At 37.4% G+C, this 17,524-nt stretch carries 17 protein-coding genes and 1 pseudogene; 5 read left to right on the forward strand and 13 right to left on the reverse strand.

Annotated elements, in window-relative coordinates; genetic code table 11:
• Positions 1–2: 2 nt before the first annotated feature.
• The 10 genes from CSB87_RS16430 to CSB87_RS16485 form a co-directional block, all read right to left on the reverse strand.
• The gene (locus CSB87_RS16430; RefSeq protein ID WP_004887919.1) at positions 3–2,177 is read right to left on the reverse strand and encodes a TonB-dependent siderophore receptor; all 2,175 of its coding nucleotides are present in this window, start codon (positions 2,175–2,177) and stop codon (positions 3–5) included.
• A gap of 345 nt (positions 2,178–2,522) precedes the next feature.
• Positions 2,523–3,794, reverse strand: coding sequence for a hypothetical protein (locus CSB87_RS16435; RefSeq protein WP_004885624.1), 1,272 nt, complete (start codon positions 3,792–3,794; stop codon positions 2,523–2,525).
• The gene (locus CSB87_RS16440; RefSeq protein WP_004885621.1) at positions 3,791–4,330 is read right to left on the reverse strand and encodes a putative phage tail protein; all 540 of its coding nucleotides are present in this window, start codon (positions 4,328–4,330) and stop codon (positions 3,791–3,793) included. The genes CSB87_RS16435 and CSB87_RS16440 overlap by 4 nt, the downstream gene beginning before the upstream one ends.
• On the reverse strand, positions 4,327–5,373 hold the full coding sequence (locus tag CSB87_RS16445; RefSeq protein ID WP_009500460.1) for a baseplate J/gp47 family protein: 1,047 nt from the start codon (positions 5,371–5,373) through the stop codon (positions 4,327–4,329). The genes CSB87_RS16440 and CSB87_RS16445 overlap by 4 nt, the downstream gene beginning before the upstream one ends.
• Before the next feature lie 3 nt (positions 5,374–5,376).
• A complete protein-coding gene (locus CSB87_RS16450; RefSeq protein WP_004885614.1) occupies positions 5,377–5,739 on the reverse strand; it encodes a phage GP46 family protein in 363 nt (120 codons plus the stop codon).
• Positions 5,740–5,746: 7 nt separating this feature from the next.
• Complete coding sequence (locus CSB87_RS16455; protein WP_004885612.1) at positions 5,747–6,232, reverse strand: phage baseplate assembly protein domain-containing protein; 486 nt, start codon at positions 6,230–6,232, stop codon at positions 5,747–5,749.
• Positions 6,229–7,284: a phage baseplate assembly protein gene (locus tag CSB87_RS16460; RefSeq protein ID WP_004885610.1), complete on the reverse strand. Its 1,056-nt coding sequence runs from the start codon at positions 7,282–7,284 to the stop codon at positions 6,229–6,231. The genes CSB87_RS16455 and CSB87_RS16460 overlap by 4 nt, the downstream gene beginning before the upstream one ends.
• On the reverse strand, positions 7,274–8,449 hold the full coding sequence (locus CSB87_RS16465) for a DNA circularization protein (protein ID WP_009500497.1): 1,176 nt from the start codon (positions 8,447–8,449) through the stop codon (positions 7,274–7,276). Before CSB87_RS16465 ends, CSB87_RS16460 begins: the two co-directional genes overlap by 11 nt.
• 76 nt (positions 8,450–8,525) lie before the next feature.
• Entirely contained in the window at positions 8,526–8,714 is a 189-nt protein-coding gene (locus CSB87_RS16470; protein ID WP_106105117.1) for a hypothetical protein, read from the reverse strand.
• Between the two features lie 332 nt (positions 8,715–9,046).
• Positions 9,047–9,367: a pyrimidine/purine nucleoside phosphorylase gene (locus CSB87_RS16485; protein WP_004887918.1), complete on the reverse strand. Its 321-nt coding sequence runs from the start codon at positions 9,365–9,367 to the stop codon at positions 9,047–9,049.
• Between the two features lie 238 nt (positions 9,368–9,605).
• Here CSB87_RS16485 and CSB87_RS16490 point away from each other — a divergent pair, with 238 nt between their 5' ends.
• The 3 genes and pseudogenes from CSB87_RS16490 to metC all read left to right on the forward strand — a co-directional run bounded on the left by CSB87_RS16490 (position 9,606) and on the right by metC (position 12,268).
• Positions 9,606–10,076, forward strand: a complete 471-nt coding sequence (locus tag CSB87_RS16490; protein WP_004887916.1) for an Lrp/AsnC family transcriptional regulator — start codon at positions 9,606–9,608, stop codon at positions 10,074–10,076.
• Positions 10,077–10,117: 41 nt separating this feature from the next.
• Positions 10,118–10,846 (forward strand): AAA family ATPase, encoded by a 729-nt coding sequence (locus CSB87_RS16495; protein WP_006580617.1) that lies wholly within the window; start codon positions 10,118–10,120, stop codon positions 10,844–10,846.
• A gap of 240 nt (positions 10,847–11,086) precedes the next feature.
• Positions 11,087–12,268: pseudogene (gene metC, locus CSB87_RS16500) on the forward strand (cystathionine beta-lyase).
• Between the two features lie 222 nt (positions 12,269–12,490).
• Here the strand turns inward: metC and CSB87_RS16505 are convergent.
• On the reverse strand, positions 12,491–13,213 hold the full coding sequence (locus tag CSB87_RS16505) for a GMP synthase (protein WP_004887911.1): 723 nt from the start codon (positions 13,211–13,213) through the stop codon (positions 12,491–12,493).
• A 754-nt stretch (positions 13,214–13,967) separates the two neighbouring features.
• Here CSB87_RS16505 and CSB87_RS16510 point away from each other — a divergent pair.
• Positions 13,968–14,180 carry a cold-shock protein gene (locus CSB87_RS16510; RefSeq protein WP_002054492.1) on the forward strand — a complete coding sequence of 71 codons (213 nt, stop codon included), beginning with the start codon at positions 13,968–13,970 and terminating at the stop codon, positions 14,178–14,180.
• Between the two features lie 78 nt (positions 14,181–14,258).
• On the opposite strand, the gene CSB87_RS16515 is transcribed toward CSB87_RS16510, so the two are convergent.
• On the reverse strand, positions 14,259–15,287 hold the full coding sequence (locus tag CSB87_RS16515) for a MerR family transcriptional regulator (protein ID WP_004887910.1): 1,029 nt from the start codon (positions 15,285–15,287) through the stop codon (positions 14,259–14,261).
• Between the two features lie 241 nt (positions 15,288–15,528).
• The gene (locus CSB87_RS16520; RefSeq protein WP_004887909.1) at positions 15,529–16,227 is read right to left on the reverse strand and encodes a DUF1826 domain-containing protein; all 699 of its coding nucleotides are present in this window, start codon (positions 16,225–16,227) and stop codon (positions 15,529–15,531) included.
• A 271-nt stretch (positions 16,228–16,498) separates the two neighbouring features.
• On the opposite strand from CSB87_RS16520, the gene CSB87_RS16525 reads away from it, so the two are divergent.
• A complete protein-coding gene (locus tag CSB87_RS16525; protein WP_004887908.1) occupies positions 16,499–17,410 on the forward strand; it encodes a helix-turn-helix transcriptional regulator in 912 nt (303 codons plus the stop codon).
• Positions 17,411–17,524 lie beyond the last annotated feature (114 nt).

Genomic DNA, 17,524 nt, shown 5'->3' on the forward strand with positions numbered 1-17,524 from the left:
TTTTAAAATTTAAAGGTTGCACGTAATACCGCTTGGCGAGAATCACCTTGAGACACGGCCAAATTATTTACACTGGCTGTGTAGTAGGTTTTGTCAAAGATATTATTTAAATTAAATTGGAACGTAACTGCTTGCTTGGCAATGGTCGTGTCATAACTGACAAAAGCATTGGCAAGGGTATAGTCGGGCAGGTCAAAGGTATTTTCCGAATCCCCAGCACGTTTACCAACATAATTACCGCTTATACCAAAACGTAAATTACCGTTGTAAAGTTCGCCATAGTTATACGCTAGTGCCAAAGATGCAGTATTTTTCGCTACATTATTTAAGCGATTGCCCTCAAGGCCACTTTCATCTTCAGTTACTTTCGCATCTGTATAAGCATAGGTAAGGGTCGCATCAAGCTGATCGGTTACACGTCCTGTTAGGTCGAGTTCAACACCTTTAGAACGTACTGCACCTGTAGTATGCAGTTCAACTTCACCAGTTGATGAGTTAGTCACTTTAGCTAAAACGTTACGTTTTTTAATATCATAGAGTGCAAAGTTTGCTTTAACACGGTCATTTAACTCATATTTCGCACCAACTTCATAAGACTTGGCTTGTTCCGGTTGAACATCAGAGTTAATAACAGCATCGCCACCCAAAGGTGCAATAGAAGAAGACGGCTTAAGTGACTCGGTATAACTACCATAGAATGAAAGCTGGTCATTCCATTTATAAACTAAACCTGCATGTGGAAGCCAAGCATCATCATTGGTGTTGGTATTTTCTTTAAATGGTCTGCCACGGCCAGCAGTTTGCTGATAGTTCAGGTAACGTCCACCAAGCACTGCAATCCATTTTTCATTTAGGTGAATTGCATCTTGTACATAAAAACCATAGGTATGCAGTTTATCGGTTTGATCACTATCATCTTTGCTAATCTCACGAGATGGTTCGACAGTTCCAAAACTTGGATTTAAATAATCTATTGTGGAAGTAGTTTTACTACGAACCATATCTGGACGGAAATACTTACGATATTCGATGTCTGAACCGAATTGAATATCATGCTTTAAACCGAACAGGTTGGTTGAACCATTAATATAAGCTTGAGCATTACTATCTACGCTTTGTGCATTTAAAGTCGCATCGGTACGGCGTGTCACGGTGTGTTTAGTTGTATCTAACTTGGTCACACGTAACTGGTTGGCATCATAAGTTTCGTAGTTGTAGGTATAACCAAAGTGAGCTGACCAGTTATCATTAATTTGATGGTCAACTAACAATTGCGCCAAATGATCTTCACCTTTCATTTGGTTAAAAGCTTCATCTAGACGTTGGTATTTAGAGATCGGTAGGGCTTTATTGGTTTTCGGGTCAAAAACGGTAGAGCGGTCAAAAGGTACATCAAAGTGACGATATTGATAACTCAGGTTCACTTTAGTTTGACCATTATCCCATGCTACAGACGGAGCAATTAAAGTCTGTTTGAGATTACCAAAATTACGCCAGTAGTCCGCATCAGAATGATCGGCAATAAAGCGATAAGCAAAATTACTGTCACCAATTGCACCCGTAGTATCTATGCTTGCACCTAAACCATTTTTGCCCGCAGCAAAGCTTGAGCCGTAAACGGAAAGTTCAGTTTTCTGAGTCGTCTCAGGTTTCTTTGTAATGACATTGACCACACCACCCGGGTCCATAATGCCATAGAGTAATGAAGAAGGACCTTTTAAGACTTCAACTTGTTCAACGGCCGCATTCATGGTTCGGCCTTGCACAATTGGCATACCATTTACGGTAACTGAACCGTCACGGTTATCACCAAAACCGCGTTTCATTACGGTGTCTTGTGTACCCCCTAAAGTATTACCCTGTGTAATGCCGCTGACTTGGGTCAGTGCATTGTCCAAGTTCGCAGGTAAATAATCTTTCATGTATTGCTTAGATACGACGTTTACAGTTTGCGGGCTTTCTAGATTTTTTTGTTTGCCTCTTAGCGTCGACGCCGTTTGTGTTGCGATATAACTTGTGTCTGCTTCAGCCTGAACCTTAATCGTTTCTAGTTGTGCCGGTTGAATTGCGGTTGCTTCTGCCCAAGACATCATTGGAATGAGGGATAAGAGTAAGGGGCTACTATGTTTTAAAATTTCAACAGTAATTAAATTTTTACGCGGGGAGAAAGCAAACATAAGTATACCTAAGTGATATAAAAATCGTGAAAGGCTAAAAAAGAGCGACTATTCAAGCGAACAAACAAGAGTGCTGACTAGACTCAAAAAAAGTGAGTAAAGTATATATAAATGAGACTCATTTGCAATGGTTTGGAGTGAATAAAGGGGTGGGAAAAATTAATAATAATTTAACTTTTTAATTAGATTATCTTTTTACTGTCAGATCATGCAGGTTTTATTACTGGTCAAGTTCTCAATGTTGATGGTGGTGGAAGCTTTGATGCGCGACGAGATAAATTCAGCATTTTTTTGAGATAATTGCTTTTCTATTTCGTTGCACATCATGTAAAAGATTTTCAAATATTAACCACTAGAAACTCTAGCGAAACCATCTGTTCCTTTACTTCCTACAACATCCCAGTCAAAGCCTCCTTTTTGCCCCCCAACACCTCCACGACCAACAACCAGAGTAATTGTCTGATTAGTTGTACTTCTATTAGTGTATTGAGCTACTAAAACAGAGCCAGATGCTCCGCCGCCACCAAAAGACCAGCCTTCGTCACCAATTCCTTGTGCACCATCACCACCTTTGCCAAACAAAGCAATAGGACTTACAGAGGTTCCACCTGTATGATCTTCTCTGGTTGCGTTGCCTGCTTTACCTTGAGTAATAGTAGTTGAATCGAAGGCTCCAATAATATCAACATCTCCAATTGTACCAGCAAGACCATTGTCATAAGAGGAACCATTACTCCATACACCCTGAGTACCGCCGCCGCCGCCATGTACGATAGCTATGTTTTCACCGTTTAATTTAAGTAGAACATCTGCACCATTCTGACCATTACTTAAGGGATAATCAGAACTATTAGAACGTCGAGATGCTCCACCACCACCGCCAGCACCAATCAACGTGAATACTTTCGTTTCACCCGGTTGAAGAATAAAACTATATGAGCCAACCGGATAATCTCCATCTACTGTGGTGCTATTGGGATTTTTATGCTGAAGAACTTGGAAACTTACTTGACCTGAATATACAACTCGGTTTTGGCCTGAGCGGTTAAATATTTTTGGCTTAAATGAATTAACATCACGATCAAATGAAGAAGCCTCATTACCAGATTCAGGACTTAGAAAAATCCCAATATTACGATCTGTCAAATTGTAAATATCAGGTGCTTTAATCTTATCGTTATCAGCAACCCAACCATCTGAGCCACCAATCATTGTAACTGTGCCACCGTTTTCGCCGCCATTATAATAAAAAACACCTGACGCGAGGATTCGTGGATATGAAACATAATTAAGTAAAGCTGTAATCTGTGCTTGAAGTTCATCACGTGCTTGCTTATTAAAACTAGCCTCTTTGACAAAGCGGGCTTCAATTGCATCTGATAGTTTTTCTAAGTCTGGGTATGTTGCTAAAAGTTCATAAAGTTGTTGACGATTATTTGGGTTTAACACAACGCCATGTTTCTCTAGTACGTTTGCTATTTCCTCTTGAACCATATTGCACCAGTCAGGGGTAAGATAGGTTGCATCCTGTCCCGGCACATCTTCATTTGAATGAAACCCATTCTTTCCTTTACCAAACATATCTGGTCGTGCATTTACACTATCAACTCGTTTCATACTTTTTCCTCAATGATGTCGTACCGCAAATAAGCTGGTAAATAATTTTCAATGATGCATGCCATATCAGCTTGCACTGGGGCTTTTAAGATCAGTTTGACTTTGAACCGCAGGTTTTCAATGTTGATTGGTGAAACACATGTCGCTGTACATTGCATAGGTCTGTAGCGCACTAAATCAATCAACCCAATACCAAATAAACCTAGTAAACCCTCAAGATAAGCACGGTTTAAAACATTCTTTGTTTGTTGAATCCACTGAATAATCTGAAGACGTTCTTCAATTGTTTTATTTGTATTTACAGTACATTTCAGAGGCAAACCCAAAGCAGATTCATATTCACTTAATAATTCTTCTGGAATCTTCTCTAATGTGGTCAAAACACGTTTTGCATCGACATCAGCTTGTGCAAGTATTTTTGCATGAGCGTATACATCTTTTGCAATGATTCCTTTAGGTGAGGTGTCATAGCCACCAGCAGGCAGTAATTGACGAAGTACGGATGCATAAAGCTCAACAGTTTGCTCATAGGTCATAACATAGTCACCGTTAATATACCGATCCGGAGCCAACCAGTCACAAACACATTTAAAGTAGGTGCCTGATTTGTTGCTGGTGTAAGCTGAACATCTGTCACACCCGGTAATGCTCTAATTTGACTAACAAGAGTAGAAGCAACAAAAGTTTCTCCCGGCTTTAAAAGTCCAACATAATCACGAATGACTTTTTCAACATCAGTTTGACTCACACTACCTGTTACTAATACAGTGACATTCAAATACTCTTTAGTTGGTGAATAAGCTCTTACATCTCCCCAAAATCCAGCATATTCATCTAGCACCGTTTGAACCAAAGCTAACAATGCAGTACTTGGAGAATTTGGAGGATTACCCGCTGCCGTGATTGCAACGTCCAAAGAACCAAGTCCACGACGTTTTGGAAAAATAAAAACATCGGCCACACCCGGCACATCTTTCACAATACGTCTAAGGTCAGCTTCACGATCACGAATAAGACCTAGAGCCTCTTTATCCATCATCCGCTGACGCCAAGCTTCAACGTCTTCAACATCAACACCAGCAGATATTTCAATAACATCCACTTGTGCAGCGACACCCGGCAACGGACTAACCCAAAGCAGCTGCACACCATCGAAATTCCAGCTCACACCTTCAAACTCAGCAATAACTTGGATTTCTTTAGGCTTATTTGCTGTAAGTGTCTCTTTATATATAGTTAGCCAGTAATGACCTTTGCCATCTGTGACTTTCGTACCAGCTGGAATAGTGACCGCAATATTTGATGTCGCTTTGACACGCCCTGAAGCTTTAGAACCTCCATTACGCGGGCACTCTAAGCGTTTTGCATGGATATAAAGAAAAGGTTCATCAGCTGTAGCAACAAAAAGCTGTTTTTGAATATAACTTTGATGATGATAAAGACCCTCAACCACAGCAGCTTCACCATCTGCGCGAATGGCTGCATCATCTTCATCATCTAGTGTTAATCCAGTTAAATTTTGGATTTCCTGAATGATTTCAGCACGTAATTGGTCAAATGTCCTGATTGGATATGCCATTGATTAGCCTCCAACCTTAACAAAATAAAGGATTGTTTGTTTCTGACCAGATAGCTGTGTAACTTCAATATTTAGGTCCACCTGACTTTTAACTGTTTGAACAGCATTTACCAAAATTGCAGCAAAACGATTGGGCACTAAGCCTTCTAAAGCTTCTTCAGCAAATTGTTTAACTGTTTGAATGGTACGAGTTACATCCTTAGACCGTTTCAAAGTGTATAAGCGGCTGCCAATATTAGAATTAGCCCAGTACTTGCGTCGATGAATGTTTAAACGCTGGCAAATTGCTTGTACTTCATTTTTACTGAAGGCAGCATCAAGGCTCATCAGCACATAATCTTTTGTTTTTAAATCAATATTCGCCATGATGCACCTACATTGGTTCTGTTGGAGTCGGTGTATTACCGTGTTTATGTTTGTTATAAATATCGCGCATTTCCTGCATTGAGCCTTTCTGATCTAAGACATTGCCATTCGGCACATGCAAATTGCCCTCATCAATAAAAAGGTCACCAGCGGTGATATGCGTACCATCTTCTTTAAGTAAAAGGCTGTGCCCAAATTGGTCGTAAACGCAGGTTTCACCTTCATCAACATTGACCACGACGGTTCCCCCAGTCGTTGCAACAACAATTGAGCGCGAGGTTTTTCCGTGAAGAGGAATAACTACAACACGTGCTCCATCGGGTACATATGAGCTAAAACCGACTTGCTGAAAAAGTTCAATTTCTTGCAATGTCTCATCGGCAAAACCCTTTAATTGCAATACTTTTGAACCACCACGTGCGACCAGGGCGAACAATGGCTGTCTGATTTGCTTAAGAGCCTTATTTATCTGGGAAGCTACAGCTCTCATCATGATTTTTTCTCCTTTAATACCAATGGATTTGCCCAGTCACCCTGACGTTTCAGAAGAAGTTTTGTGGTTTTCCCGTTCTTACGGTCAAGTTGAAAAGTGCGACCATAAACAGCCCATTTGGCTGTCGCTCTTGATAAAACATTGGTTTCTAAATTGATGTACCAGCCCGTTGACCATAGTTTTCCATCGATCATCCAACCGGATACTGTTGCAGTCAGCATATGGGCTTCAAGGTCGTTGTCTTTTTTGATTTTTTCTAACGCAGCATTGGCTTCTGCTTCAGTTTCGACATCGCCCAAAGTGACGATTTTTAGACGGTTATAGTCATACTGTGTTTGAGCGGTAGTCTCAGACAGAATTGAGGTGGCATTACTATCCTGACTTAAGACCTTGATATCGCTAAACACCCTAGAAACATCATTTTCATACTGAAGACTGAGAACGTTGTTGCTGTTATTCAAAGGACGCATCAAGCGTAATGGTGTTTGCACGTGATATGGATTGGCAAATGGGTCACCGATCTGCAACGTCCCGTCAGGGTCAAGCCAAACATGTTGACCTGTGATTTGAGCTGCTTTTGTTAATGCATCCCAGAGAGATTCACCCGGCTCAACAGAGACTTTATTCTTCAGCCAAGCATTGTTTTGAATGCGGACATCATGAAACAGTGAACCTAAATCGCCGCTCAAGACGTAACGACCTACCAACTCCTCGAGCGTTATCTGACGTCCATTAAAAATCGGTACGGAGCAATCAATTAATTGACCTGCAAGGTCACGGCCGGAAATCTGTAAACCATAACCGTCACGGCTTGCAGCTTCAGAAATTTTGTCTGCAACAGAAGTCAAAATGAGTTGATTTGCATGGTACGCTTGAACCTTGGCACCGCCTTTAATATCAGCATTTAACGCTTGTCCACCTGTTTCAAATAGCGTAAAGCTCCAGTTTTCTGCTGGAGTATCGATCTGACTATCGATTTCAACTTGATCCCAGCCTGTAGCTTCTAAACCCGCAATCACAAGTCGGATTTCATTACCCTGATTATCTTGCATAGATGGTTAGCTCCATACCGACCTGCAATGCCGCAGGGTTCACTAAATCAGGGTTTAAGCGTCGAATTTCTTCGGCACGGCTCATATCCCCATATAAAAAGTGAGCTAACCAATGCAATGTGCAAGGTACAGGCACTTGTGTTTTAGTTATTGGTGGACGTGTCTCAATGAGTTCTTGGATTTGATCCTGTATTTGAGCAGCAACGTCTTTATAGACTTGTATTTGCGTAATACTTTCATAGGAATTAATGGCACGTTCTTCACGAATAGCTTGCTGAAGTACTTCACGTGTTTTTTTACGGACAAGCGCTAAATCGACTGGTGAAAAGCTAATATCTTGATTGTTTGCCATTTCAGTGCGTGTCGTTGCGATAACTTGTTGAGCTATCGCAACTTGGCTGGCTGCCTGTGTTGAACGCCAGACTCGGTCAAGCTCTGGAGTGCTGTTATCACTTTGAAAAAGGTTTTCAAATCGCTCGACCCGGTGTACTACATCACGCCATTTCGATAGAGCAGAAATATTAGTATCAAAGGTTACAAGTTTGGTGACGTCATCAACTAAACCAACGATCCAGTTTGCAGGTGATAAAACATCTTCAATTGTTTGCTTTGCTACACCTAAATAAGAGCGGGCTTGATCGATGCCGTTGCGAATCGTGTTGACTGTATTAAATAACTTATCAGTGTCGACAATTTTGAGTTTTTCTAATGCACTTTCTAATGCTGAAGCAGGTGCATCGATAATTGTTGTTGTGGCAATTTTCTCAGGTGTAGCAATAGGAACAAATAGCTCACGCTTTTTAGGTTTTCCATTTACAAACTCGATAGACATCGTACAGGAGTCTACTGTAGTTGCTTCATGATCAATTTCATGATTAGCAACATACACTTGCTGTATACCAAAGATTGGGTGGATTAATTCACCCGGCCCAGTCGCACTTAATGCTGCTTCTAACGCATTGACCTGAGTTAAATAGTCTGACCCAGTAAAAACTGCTTGTATTGAAATTCTAACTGGGTCTTTACCCATATCTTCAATTTCAGCTTCATTTGAATATGGAGCCTGTTTGATAGCAAGAGTTCTAGGCGCAGTGTCTTTAGTTGACGTGCATTCAAACGGCACACCACGGAAACTTGCATCTTGTAAATCTGTATCCCAGCCCATAAAAAAACCTCACTATTGTGAGGCTATTCTGTGAAATGTCTGACCTTGATATAAGGCGGAAATGCTTCCGCTTAATTTAGTGCCGTTGTAGATAAAAAGGCACATTAGAAGCACCATGACGTTTTTCTTCAGTTGCTGCATGTTCGGAAATTGCTCCCAGTAGGCCGCCACTAAAATTAAATGTGGGTTTATTCTGCCCCGTCACATTGATTAATGTATTGAGCTTATTAATCAATTCCTGACTCCAATTAGAACAATTCGTCATATCGTAAATGGTGAAGAAAAGCTTAAATTCCATTTAGACCAGAATCTGGATTTATTCGAATAAAAAAGCGGACTAAAAGCCCGCTTTTTCTATTTCACAGTATGAAAAATCTTTTCAAATCTTATCCCACTCAATCCCATCTTATCCCGCTAAATCCCACAATTATCTCATCACTCTTATATATTTATATTATTAGGTATCAAAGCTTATAGATAATCGTAACAATGCTTAGGTACTGAAAATTTAAACTTCATCTTGCCTAATTTAAAAAAAGATAGGAAGGTTCATAGAAAAAACACATCCTATGAAAGCTATAACTTTGTAATGTTGATTCATTCTAAATGACAGACGTAATCAATCACTTCATCTGTAATAATTTTAAATTTACTATTTTCTGGAACCTTAAAAGATTCACCACTTGAATAGATTTTAGTCTCCGGATCATCGCCAATTTGAATACTACATTTGCCTGAAATGATCTCAATGCGTTCTGAAACGTGGGTTTTAAAAGTTAAAGCTTTTTCTGTTGGAAGAATCACCCCTAAAGTCTTTTTTGTACCATCTTCAAGTTCAATAACATGACTAATGGAGTGTCCCTCGTAATGAACATTCGCTTTTTTTGTTATAGAAACAGCATCAAATTGATTTGGCATTTTTCTTGTCTCTTTTATTGTACCGAATATGTACAAGATAATAATAAAAGCTCATCTCAACTTTCAAGCTTTAAAAATAGATTGTTAGATGGACACTAGAAATAAATGCATTTCGAATATGAGGTGATTGTTTAAAATGTAGGGCAAATATCTTTTTATTAAAATTAGAATAATAATTTAATATGTTGTTTATTGATTTGATTTATTGCAAATACATTGTGCAGAGAAGCTTGAAGGTATGAAGTTAAATTTAGATAAATATGACCGTGTAATATTAGATCTTCTACAGAAGGACTGCACATTGGCAATCGGTGATATTGCTGAAAAAGTGGGATTAAGCAATACGGCTTGCTGGCGCAGAATACATAAGATGGAAGAAAAAGGTATTATTCGTGCAAAAGTCGCTTTGCTAGATCGTAAAAAACTCAACATTAATGTGATTGTGATGGTGTTTATTAAAACTGCACAACACAATATTGAGTGGATTGAGAAATTTCACTCTCATATCTATAACATAGATGAGGTGATTGAAGTATATAGAATGGCAGGTGAAACAGATTATTTACTTAAAGTCGCCGTATCGGATGTTGCTGAATACGATAAAGTTTATAAAAAATTAATTGAAATTAAAGGGTTGGCAGATGTGAGTTCGAGTTTTGCCATGGAGCAAATTAAATATACGACAGAACTTCCTTTAAATTTTTTCTAATAAAAACTGAAGATACTATTAAAAATTAAGGACCAGCCAAAATGCTACAAGCTAAACCTTATTTACGTTCGGTACAAATTAAAGCAAATATGCAGGCAGACTGGTCAATTTATCCATTTTCGATACCAGCCGTTAATGATATTGAACAATTAACCTTCCATCCAGACGTTACTTTTTTTGTTGGCGAAAATGGTTCTGGTAAGTCGACTATTATGGAAGCCATCGCTTTGGCACTTGGCTTTTCCGAAGAAGGCGGCACTCTAAACGTGCGGCTTAATTCAGCCAGTAGTTCATCAAATTTATTTCAGTATTTAAGAATGATTAAAAGCTTTAAAAAGCCGAAAGACTATTATTTTTTAAGAGCTGAGAGTTATTACAATATTGGCACATATATGAATGAATTGAACTATGTAAAAAGTTATGGTGGCAATATCCATGCTTGTTCTCATGGTGAAAGTTTTTTAAAGTTGCTCACTCATAAATTACAAGGTGAGGGGCTTTATTTATTAGATGAACCTGAAGCTGCTCTTTCACCTACCATGCAATTTGTAGCTTTGTCGGCTATTCATGAATTATGCAAAAGCCAGTCACAACTCATTATTGCAACGCATTCCCCAATTTTACTAGCTTACCCTAACGCTAAAATCTATCAATTTTCTGACACAGGGATTCGTGAAATCCAGTATGAACAAACGGAACATTTCCGTGTGACACATGATTTTTTAAATAATTACCAAAAGCGTATCCAGCAAATCATAGATGAAGGATAGTGTGAGAAGTACCTTTCATAAGAGCTAGTTCGAACAACAAGTAGATCAATGCATAGAGCGTTATAAAATAATATTTTACCCTAAGAAATAAGTATTGGATTTAAATTCTAATTTTAAGTAAAAATAGGAAATATAAATCTAATTTAAAGATAAAAAGTAGAAAAAATTAAAATTTATATCCATGGAAACCTCACTATCATGAATTGGTAATAAAGTTGATATGTTTCTCGGAATATAAAAGTGAATCAATTCAGTACAGATGTCATTAATTTAGGACGAACACCCGAGCGCTTTGATGGTCTAGTCAACACACCTGTTTTTCGTGGTTCTACTATTGTTGTAAATAGCTTTAGTGAGTGGGAAGAATTTAAGCGAAATGGTGGGGTATATCGACATTATGGCCGTTTCGGCGCCGCAACAGCTAAATCTTTTGAAAGTGCAATCAGTGCGCTTGAAGGCGGTGCGGGTAGTATGGTATTTCCATCTGGGTTGTCGGCTTGTACACATGCACTTATGGCTTGTGTAGAGGCAAATAGTCATGTCTTGATTGCCGATAATATCTATGGTCCAACACGAAATTTTGCTGACAATATATTGGTCTAAATGGGGGTAAGTGTTGAATATTTTGACTCTACCAATCTTGAAGCATTAACCGAAAAAATTAATGATCGTACCACTGCGGTGTTTATTGAGTCACCTGGTTCAATGACATTTGAATTGAGTGATGTTGCAGCGATTTCTGCAATTAGTCATCAATACGGCGCAAAAGTATTAGTCGATAACTCTTGGGCAACGCCATTACTTTTTCAACCATTAAAGCACGGTGCTGATATTTCTATTCAGTCCGTAACCAAATACATTGGTGGCCATTCTGACATACTCATGGGTGTGGCTACTGCAAATGCCGAAACATACCAACAACTCACTAAAACAGGTCATTTGTTTGGTGAGACCACAAGCCCAGACGATATTTATTTGGCATCACGTGGCTTGCGAAGTTTGGCGGTAAGGTTAAAGCAGCATCAAGATAGTGCTTTAACTATTGCCCGATTTCTAGCAACACATCCGGCTATTAAAGAAGTGCTTCATCCTGCTTTAGAAACAAGTCCTTATCATGATTTGTGGTTGAGAGATTTTGATGGTTCATCTGGAGTATTTGCTTTTTACTTAAAAGAATCTGAACCTTCATATGTGCAAAAATTCTTTGATTCGTTGCAATTATTTCATATTGGTTTGTCTTGGGGAGGGTTTGAAAGTTTGATTTTACCTGTTGGGCAAGCTTATCGAACACATACCAATTTACCTAAAGATGGCTATTTAGTGCGCTTAAATATTGGGCTGGAATCTGTGGTCGATTTACAAAAAGATTTGCAATACGCCCTACAGTGTGCAGAACAAATGCGTGTTGAAAATGTTATATAGCCGTCTTAAAACCTAAAAGCTAACTTTCTGCACGTCAGCTGTTTCATGTGTGACAGACGCTATTATTTTGTTAGACCTTGGCTACCAGTGCGACCATCTATTACTTGGGATTTTGTTGCTGCGAAATTATGTTCGTTTACTGTCAGTGCAAAAGGGAATTTAAACTTTATAGATCATCTAATTTTATGAAAGAAAGCCCTATTAAAAGGGCTTTGCCGTGATTTAGTTAAGTTTTAAATACTCATCTTTTAATTTATCTAGGAAAATAAACAAGTTTTGGTTCATTTCTTGATAGTCATGATTTCTCAATTCCTCACGGGTATTAACAAATTTATAAGCAGGGGCTTGGTCGAGTTCAGTTGCTGAGTGTTGAATGAGTAGTTCAACGACTTCAGGCGTTAGCTCCATATGACACTGCAAGCCATAGACTAATTTCGAATATTCCACGATTTGCCGCGGACAACCTGCACTAAAAGCAATAATTTTGGTATTGCTTGTTAACCCGGGCATGTCATTGTGCCAGTGGCCAACTTCTGTCATTTTTCCTAAGTGTGAAAATAGAGAATCTTTAACGCCATATTCAGTCAGCATGATAGGAAACTTACCAATCTCTCTTTCAGGACTATGTTCAAATTGACCACCTAAAGCTTCACCAATGAGTTGTGAACCCAAACATATACCTAACACAACTTTATTCGCCTCTATAGCTTTCTTTATGACAGCTTGTTCTGCGAGCGAATTAAAATGAGGGCACATTTCAACTGTCGTATCAGGACTTTGTGGACCACCCATCACAATAAGAAAATCAATATTTTCAACTGTAGAGGGTAATTGTTCGTTTAAATACACTCTTGAATATGTCATTTCAAAGTTATTAGTTTGCCCCCAAATTTCATATGCACCCGGTGCTTCAAAATTTTCATGAACAATAAAATGTAGGCGCATAATAGTCCTCAAAATTTAAAGAGTGTAGTGATAGATTCATTGCTAGATTTAAGCCATCTATAGGTTACGAAGCCTATGGTCTAATGAATACATCCAGTTTTTTAAAGTTATATGGTCCAGTGAGAGTAGGGAGTGTTTAAATTAAATAAATTTGGCAGGAGCCTATATGCTTTAAACATAGTTTTAACCGAATTGGTTAAAATATATTAAAAACTAGAATTTTTTATTTTAAATTTAATGTAATTTATATTTATTCTAATAGAGTTTTAAAAGATAATTATGTTGTCCTATATTTGTGAAATGAAAAGATATGGAATAGATCTAAATACTAATAATATTAATGCATATTATAGAGGAGGGCGGATAGATAGCCTAAGTTATTGTAATTAATAAATACCGAGAGTGTAAAACAAACTTTCAAATGATTATAAATATCATTTTTTAAAAGTCTACATAACAAATAAAATGTTATATGTTTAGATAATAATGTGTAATTATTTGTACAGATGTAAACAAATATTTAGAATAACCGTAATAAATAATTCATATAAAATGTTTGTATAAGTGATTTTTTAGTGTATAATTAGCTTAACTAGAAAAAAGACTTATTAGTTTAGTAAATCCTCTTTTAGTATCGAAGCTTTATTCATAATCCTCCGTTTTTAAGATCTTAAGCTCAATTCGTTATTTTTTCCAAGTTAAACCCGTCATGTCTCATGACTTTAAGTTCTTAAAATTCAATAGGATGTATATCATGTCTAACAACACAGCTACTGGTACAGTTAAGTGGTTCAACGAAACTAAAGGTTTCGGTTTCATTCAACAAGATTCAGGTCCAGACGTTTTTGCTCACTTCAAAGAAATCGCATCTTCTGGCTTCAAAACTTTACATGAAGGTCAACGTGTGACTTTTAATGTTGTGCAAGGTCAAAAAGGCCCTAGCGCTACTAACATTATTCCACAGTAATTATTTCTGTAGAATAAATAAAAAAGCCCTCTAAAGAGGGCTTTTTTTTTGTCAATAAGATTTAGCTTTTCCTTATAACTAGGCACTACGCATTAAGGCTGCTACGGCTTTTTCCAGAAATTGTAGAGTAACTGGTTTGAGCCAAGTACCGTCAGCAAGGCTTGGTTCATTTTGCATTGCAGTACGAATTTTTGTTTGAGTACTTGGGTTATTGCCAGCATAGCCTTGTAACATAGCAAGCCATTGTTTTGCTAAACGCTGCGCGCCTTCACTATCTGGTTTGACCTCGGCATCAATCAATTTTTCAATATCGACCAATAATTGAGGCCATTTTTTCATCTCACGAATGTAATTTTCTTTGAGAAAATTAAACTCATCATCAGATAAATAACGGGCAAAAATACTCAGCTTACTTTCAGAAAACGCTTGAAGTAAAAACTCAACAACTTCGGGTGTTACCCCTAATTTTTCCTGAAATTCAGGCTCGGCTGAATTTATGGTATTTAATTTAACAAGCCATTCTGGGTTAGCCCTCGTATTATGCTCAAGAGTTTTCATCCACTTTCGTGCTAAATCTTGAGCTGCTTCACTGTTAAATGGTTCACCTGCATTAAATAATGCATTTGCTGCCAGTGTTAATTCTTGCCACTCTTGATGACTTTTAGTACCTGCTTGTAAGAAAGTAAGTTTTTCAAGCTCTTCTTTTGTAAAGTATTTCTCAAACATTGCTATAAGCTCCAGTGTTTTTAGCCAATCCTCCAATCCAAGCTCTTCACCACTTATAATTTGAGATTTCAATTTGCTGAGTTGATTTCGCAAATTCTTTTGCTCGTTCAATCTCTGATCTATTGCTTGAATCTGCTGATCAATAATTGGTAGAAGTGCAAGATTGGGGTCTTCAAGAACCGTATGGATTTCGGCTAACGACATTCCCAGTCCCCGTAATGCTTGAATCTGATGCAAACGGGTAATGTCTTTACGGGTATATAGTCGATAACCAGCATCAGAACGGACCGAAGGCTGAAGTAAACCGATATCGTCATAGTGATGAAGAGCACGGACAGTAAGTCCTGTTTGCTTAGCCAATTCACCAACTTTTAACAGCATCTTTTTGCTCCTTCTTCCTTAGGCGTGTTTTATGCTAGGGGCTTACGTTACGTGAGGGTCAACTACTTTAGCTCAATATTTTTAATTTTTTTCGGTTTAGTAAATATTCAAATTTATTTTATTCATTATTGGACTGAACGACGGGAAATTAGAAATCCTTTTTAATATAAATTGACTTTAAGCCAATTTAATAATGAAAGAACAGATATTTAAGTCTTTAAAATTAGCAACATGTCGGAAATTAACAGATAAGTAGCAACCGATATTCACCGTCATTTTCAACAGGTGCTCTATGCACACACGGTAAAACCTTTTGAGTGGGATGGTCTACCGCCAAACGCCACAAGTGTCCCGTACCTAAATTTATAGGTTGTGCATTGGATTTAGGTTGATAATGTAAATCAAAGAAATACTCTGCTAAAAAGCTTTCAAATTCGGCTTCTGACCCGTCGTGTAAAGCTCTAAGCTTTTCTCTAATTTCTGGAATTAAAACTTTTTGTTCAACTTGATCATTAGGCACAATATCGCTAGCTGCACCGTGATAAGTACATAAGAACGTATCGGTTTCAATAGGGGAGCGATCAACGTGAAATGAATAGACATCTGTTGAAATAAAATCTAGCTCATCATCACGCTCATAATATTTAAGTAAGTTCAGTACAGGTGATGCACCCATATCAGTTAAGAGCTGTATGTCCTTTAAAATAATGTCTCGAGCCAAATCACCTTGTTCTGAAAGCGGCAGTGCTAATAAATCTTCAATAGAAATTTCAGTAATATTTTCTTTTAACTGAAGTTTTGCCACAATTTCTTTAAAGTCGCCTGCCAAATTTCTGACCCAACAAATAGCGTTCTTATCCCCCTGAAACTGTGTATTTACAAGCTCAGCAAAAGTAGTTACCACTTCAACTTGTTTGTGCTCAGAAAGTGTATTGGTCATATTGGAATTAACGTATAAATTAGTCATATAATATACACGTAATTCTATAAAAATATTGCCAAGATTTTGAATTGTACTTGGTATAAATTATTTACTATGAATAGTTATTTTAGAAAAGAAAATTGGATAGCAAGATCTAAGTAAAATATTGATAAATTATCTTCACTATCTATTGAAAAATATAAAATTTATAATTATTTGTAGTATATCAAGGGAATAACATCCTACAATATAATTAAATTAGTAAACTTAAAAGTGTTTAGTTCAAAAGATGTCAAAAAGTTTAAAAGCTCATGAGCGTTTAGCAGAGCGACTTGCAAATATTATAACCCGTTTAAATAGAGGAGAGCATTTAGACCCTTATGAATTGACTTTAGATTTTAGTGTATCTAAAAAAACTATACAACGAGATATAGAAAGGCTATCAATCGCAGGTTTACCTTTAGTTATAGATGAAAAAACAAAGAAGTTTTATTTAGGAGCAAACTATGTTGGTAAAATTAGCCCTCAAGATATCCAAAATTTTGCTCAGCTTTCTGGAATTACGGGTTTATATCCGAATTTGGATCTATCATTTCTAAGAGAATTACTCGATAGCCGTTCATCTGAAGTTTATGCGGCAAAAGGTTATTTTTTTGAAAACACAACTCATTTTTCAGAGCTATTTAAATTAATTCGCGAAGCAATACAAGGTCGAAAACATATAGCTTTTCAATACAACAGCAAGTTACGTACAGTACAGCCATATAAACTTATACATCACCACGGTAGTTGGTACTTAGCAGCGGTAAGAAATGATCAGTTAGGGCTACGAGCGTATCGCTTGAGTAGAATTGGCAAAGATTGCCAAATACAACATCATTTAGATCCATTTGAATCTGATATAGAAATAATAAAACAATTAGAAAATGAGGAGAGTATTTGGTTTGGCAAGGAAAAAAAAGAAATAGTATTGTCAGTTCAATATCAAGCTGCTGAACATTTCGAACAAAGACAGCTTTTTCCTGAGCAACAAATTATGAAAAAAAATGATGATGGAAGCCTGATTATTTCAAGTCGTATAGTACATCAAGATCAGATTAAATCACTAATTAGATTCTGGATACCTCATGTTAAGGTAATCTCACCTATTGAGCTCCAATATAGTGTGGAAAATGATCTAAAGCTATATCTAGAGATATAATCTATAAGTAAATTTGCATTAGAAACACTATATAGGACATAACCTGTCAACTGTCCTAATTACTATCATTTAGTATAGGCATTAAATATTTTTTATTAAAAGTCAGCTTTAATT

Source organism: Acinetobacter sp. AR_0276 (assembly GCF_003000705.1).
Lineage (GTDB): Bacteria > Pseudomonadota > Gammaproteobacteria > Pseudomonadales > Moraxellaceae > Acinetobacter > Acinetobacter nosocomialis.

Bases quoted from the DNA above. Each gene is read 5' to 3' on its own strand.
- CSB87_RS16465 (WP_009500497.1), bottom strand. From the start codon at position 8,449: ATGGGCTGGGATACAGATTTACAAGATGCAAGTTTCCGTGGTGTGCCG.
- CSB87_RS16485 (WP_004887918.1), bottom strand. From the start codon at position 9,367: ATGCCAAATCAATTTGATGCTGTTTCTATAACAAAAAAAGCGAATGTT.
- CSB87_RS16515 (WP_004887910.1), bottom strand. From the start codon at position 15,287: ATGCTGTTAAAAGTTGGTGAATTGGCTAAGCAAACAGGACTTACTGTC.
- CSB87_RS16525 (WP_004887908.1), top strand. From the start codon at position 16,499: ATGTCAAAAAGTTTAAAAGCTCATGAGCGTTTAGCAGAGCGACTTGCA.
- CSB87_RS16495 (WP_006580617.1), top strand. From the start codon at position 10,118: ATGCTACAAGCTAAACCTTATTTACGTTCGGTACAAATTAAAGCAAAT.
- CSB87_RS16490 (WP_004887916.1), top strand. From the start codon at position 9,606: ATGAAGTTAAATTTAGATAAATATGACCGTGTAATATTAGATCTTCTA.
- CSB87_RS16460 (WP_004885610.1), bottom strand. From the start codon at position 7,284: ATGCAAGATAATCAGGGTAATGAAATCCGACTTGTGATTGCGGGTTTA.
- CSB87_RS16470 (WP_106105117.1), bottom strand. From the start codon at position 8,714: ATGACGAATTGTTCTAATTGGAGTCAGGAATTGATTAATAAGCTCAAT.
- CSB87_RS16520 (WP_004887909.1), bottom strand. From the start codon at position 16,227: ATGACCAATACACTTTCTGAGCACAAACAAGTTGAAGTGGTAACTACT.
- CSB87_RS16445 (WP_009500460.1), bottom strand. From the start codon at position 5,373: ATGGCATATCCAATCAGGACATTTGACCAATTACGTGCTGAAATCATT.
- CSB87_RS16455 (WP_004885612.1), bottom strand. From the start codon at position 6,232: ATGATGAGAGCTGTAGCTTCCCAGATAAATAAGGCTCTTAAGCAAATC.
- CSB87_RS16505 (WP_004887911.1), bottom strand. From the start codon at position 13,213: ATGCGCCTACATTTTATTGTTCATGAAAATTTTGAAGCACCGGGTGCA.
- CSB87_RS16440 (WP_004885621.1), bottom strand. From the start codon at position 4,330: ATGACCTATGAGCAAACTGTTGAGCTTTATGCATCCGTACTTCGTCAA.
- CSB87_RS16510 (WP_002054492.1), top strand. From the start codon at position 13,968: ATGTCTAACAACACAGCTACTGGTACAGTTAAGTGGTTCAACGAAACT.
- CSB87_RS16435 (WP_004885624.1), bottom strand. From the start codon at position 3,794: ATGAAACGAGTTGATAGTGTAAATGCACGACCAGATATGTTTGGTAAA.
- CSB87_RS16450 (WP_004885614.1), bottom strand. From the start codon at position 5,739: ATGGCGAATATTGATTTAAAAACAAAAGATTATGTGCTGATGAGCCTT.
- CSB87_RS16430 (WP_004887919.1), bottom strand. From the start codon at position 2,177: ATGTTTGCTTTCTCCCCGCGTAAAAATTTAATTACTGTTGAAATTTTA.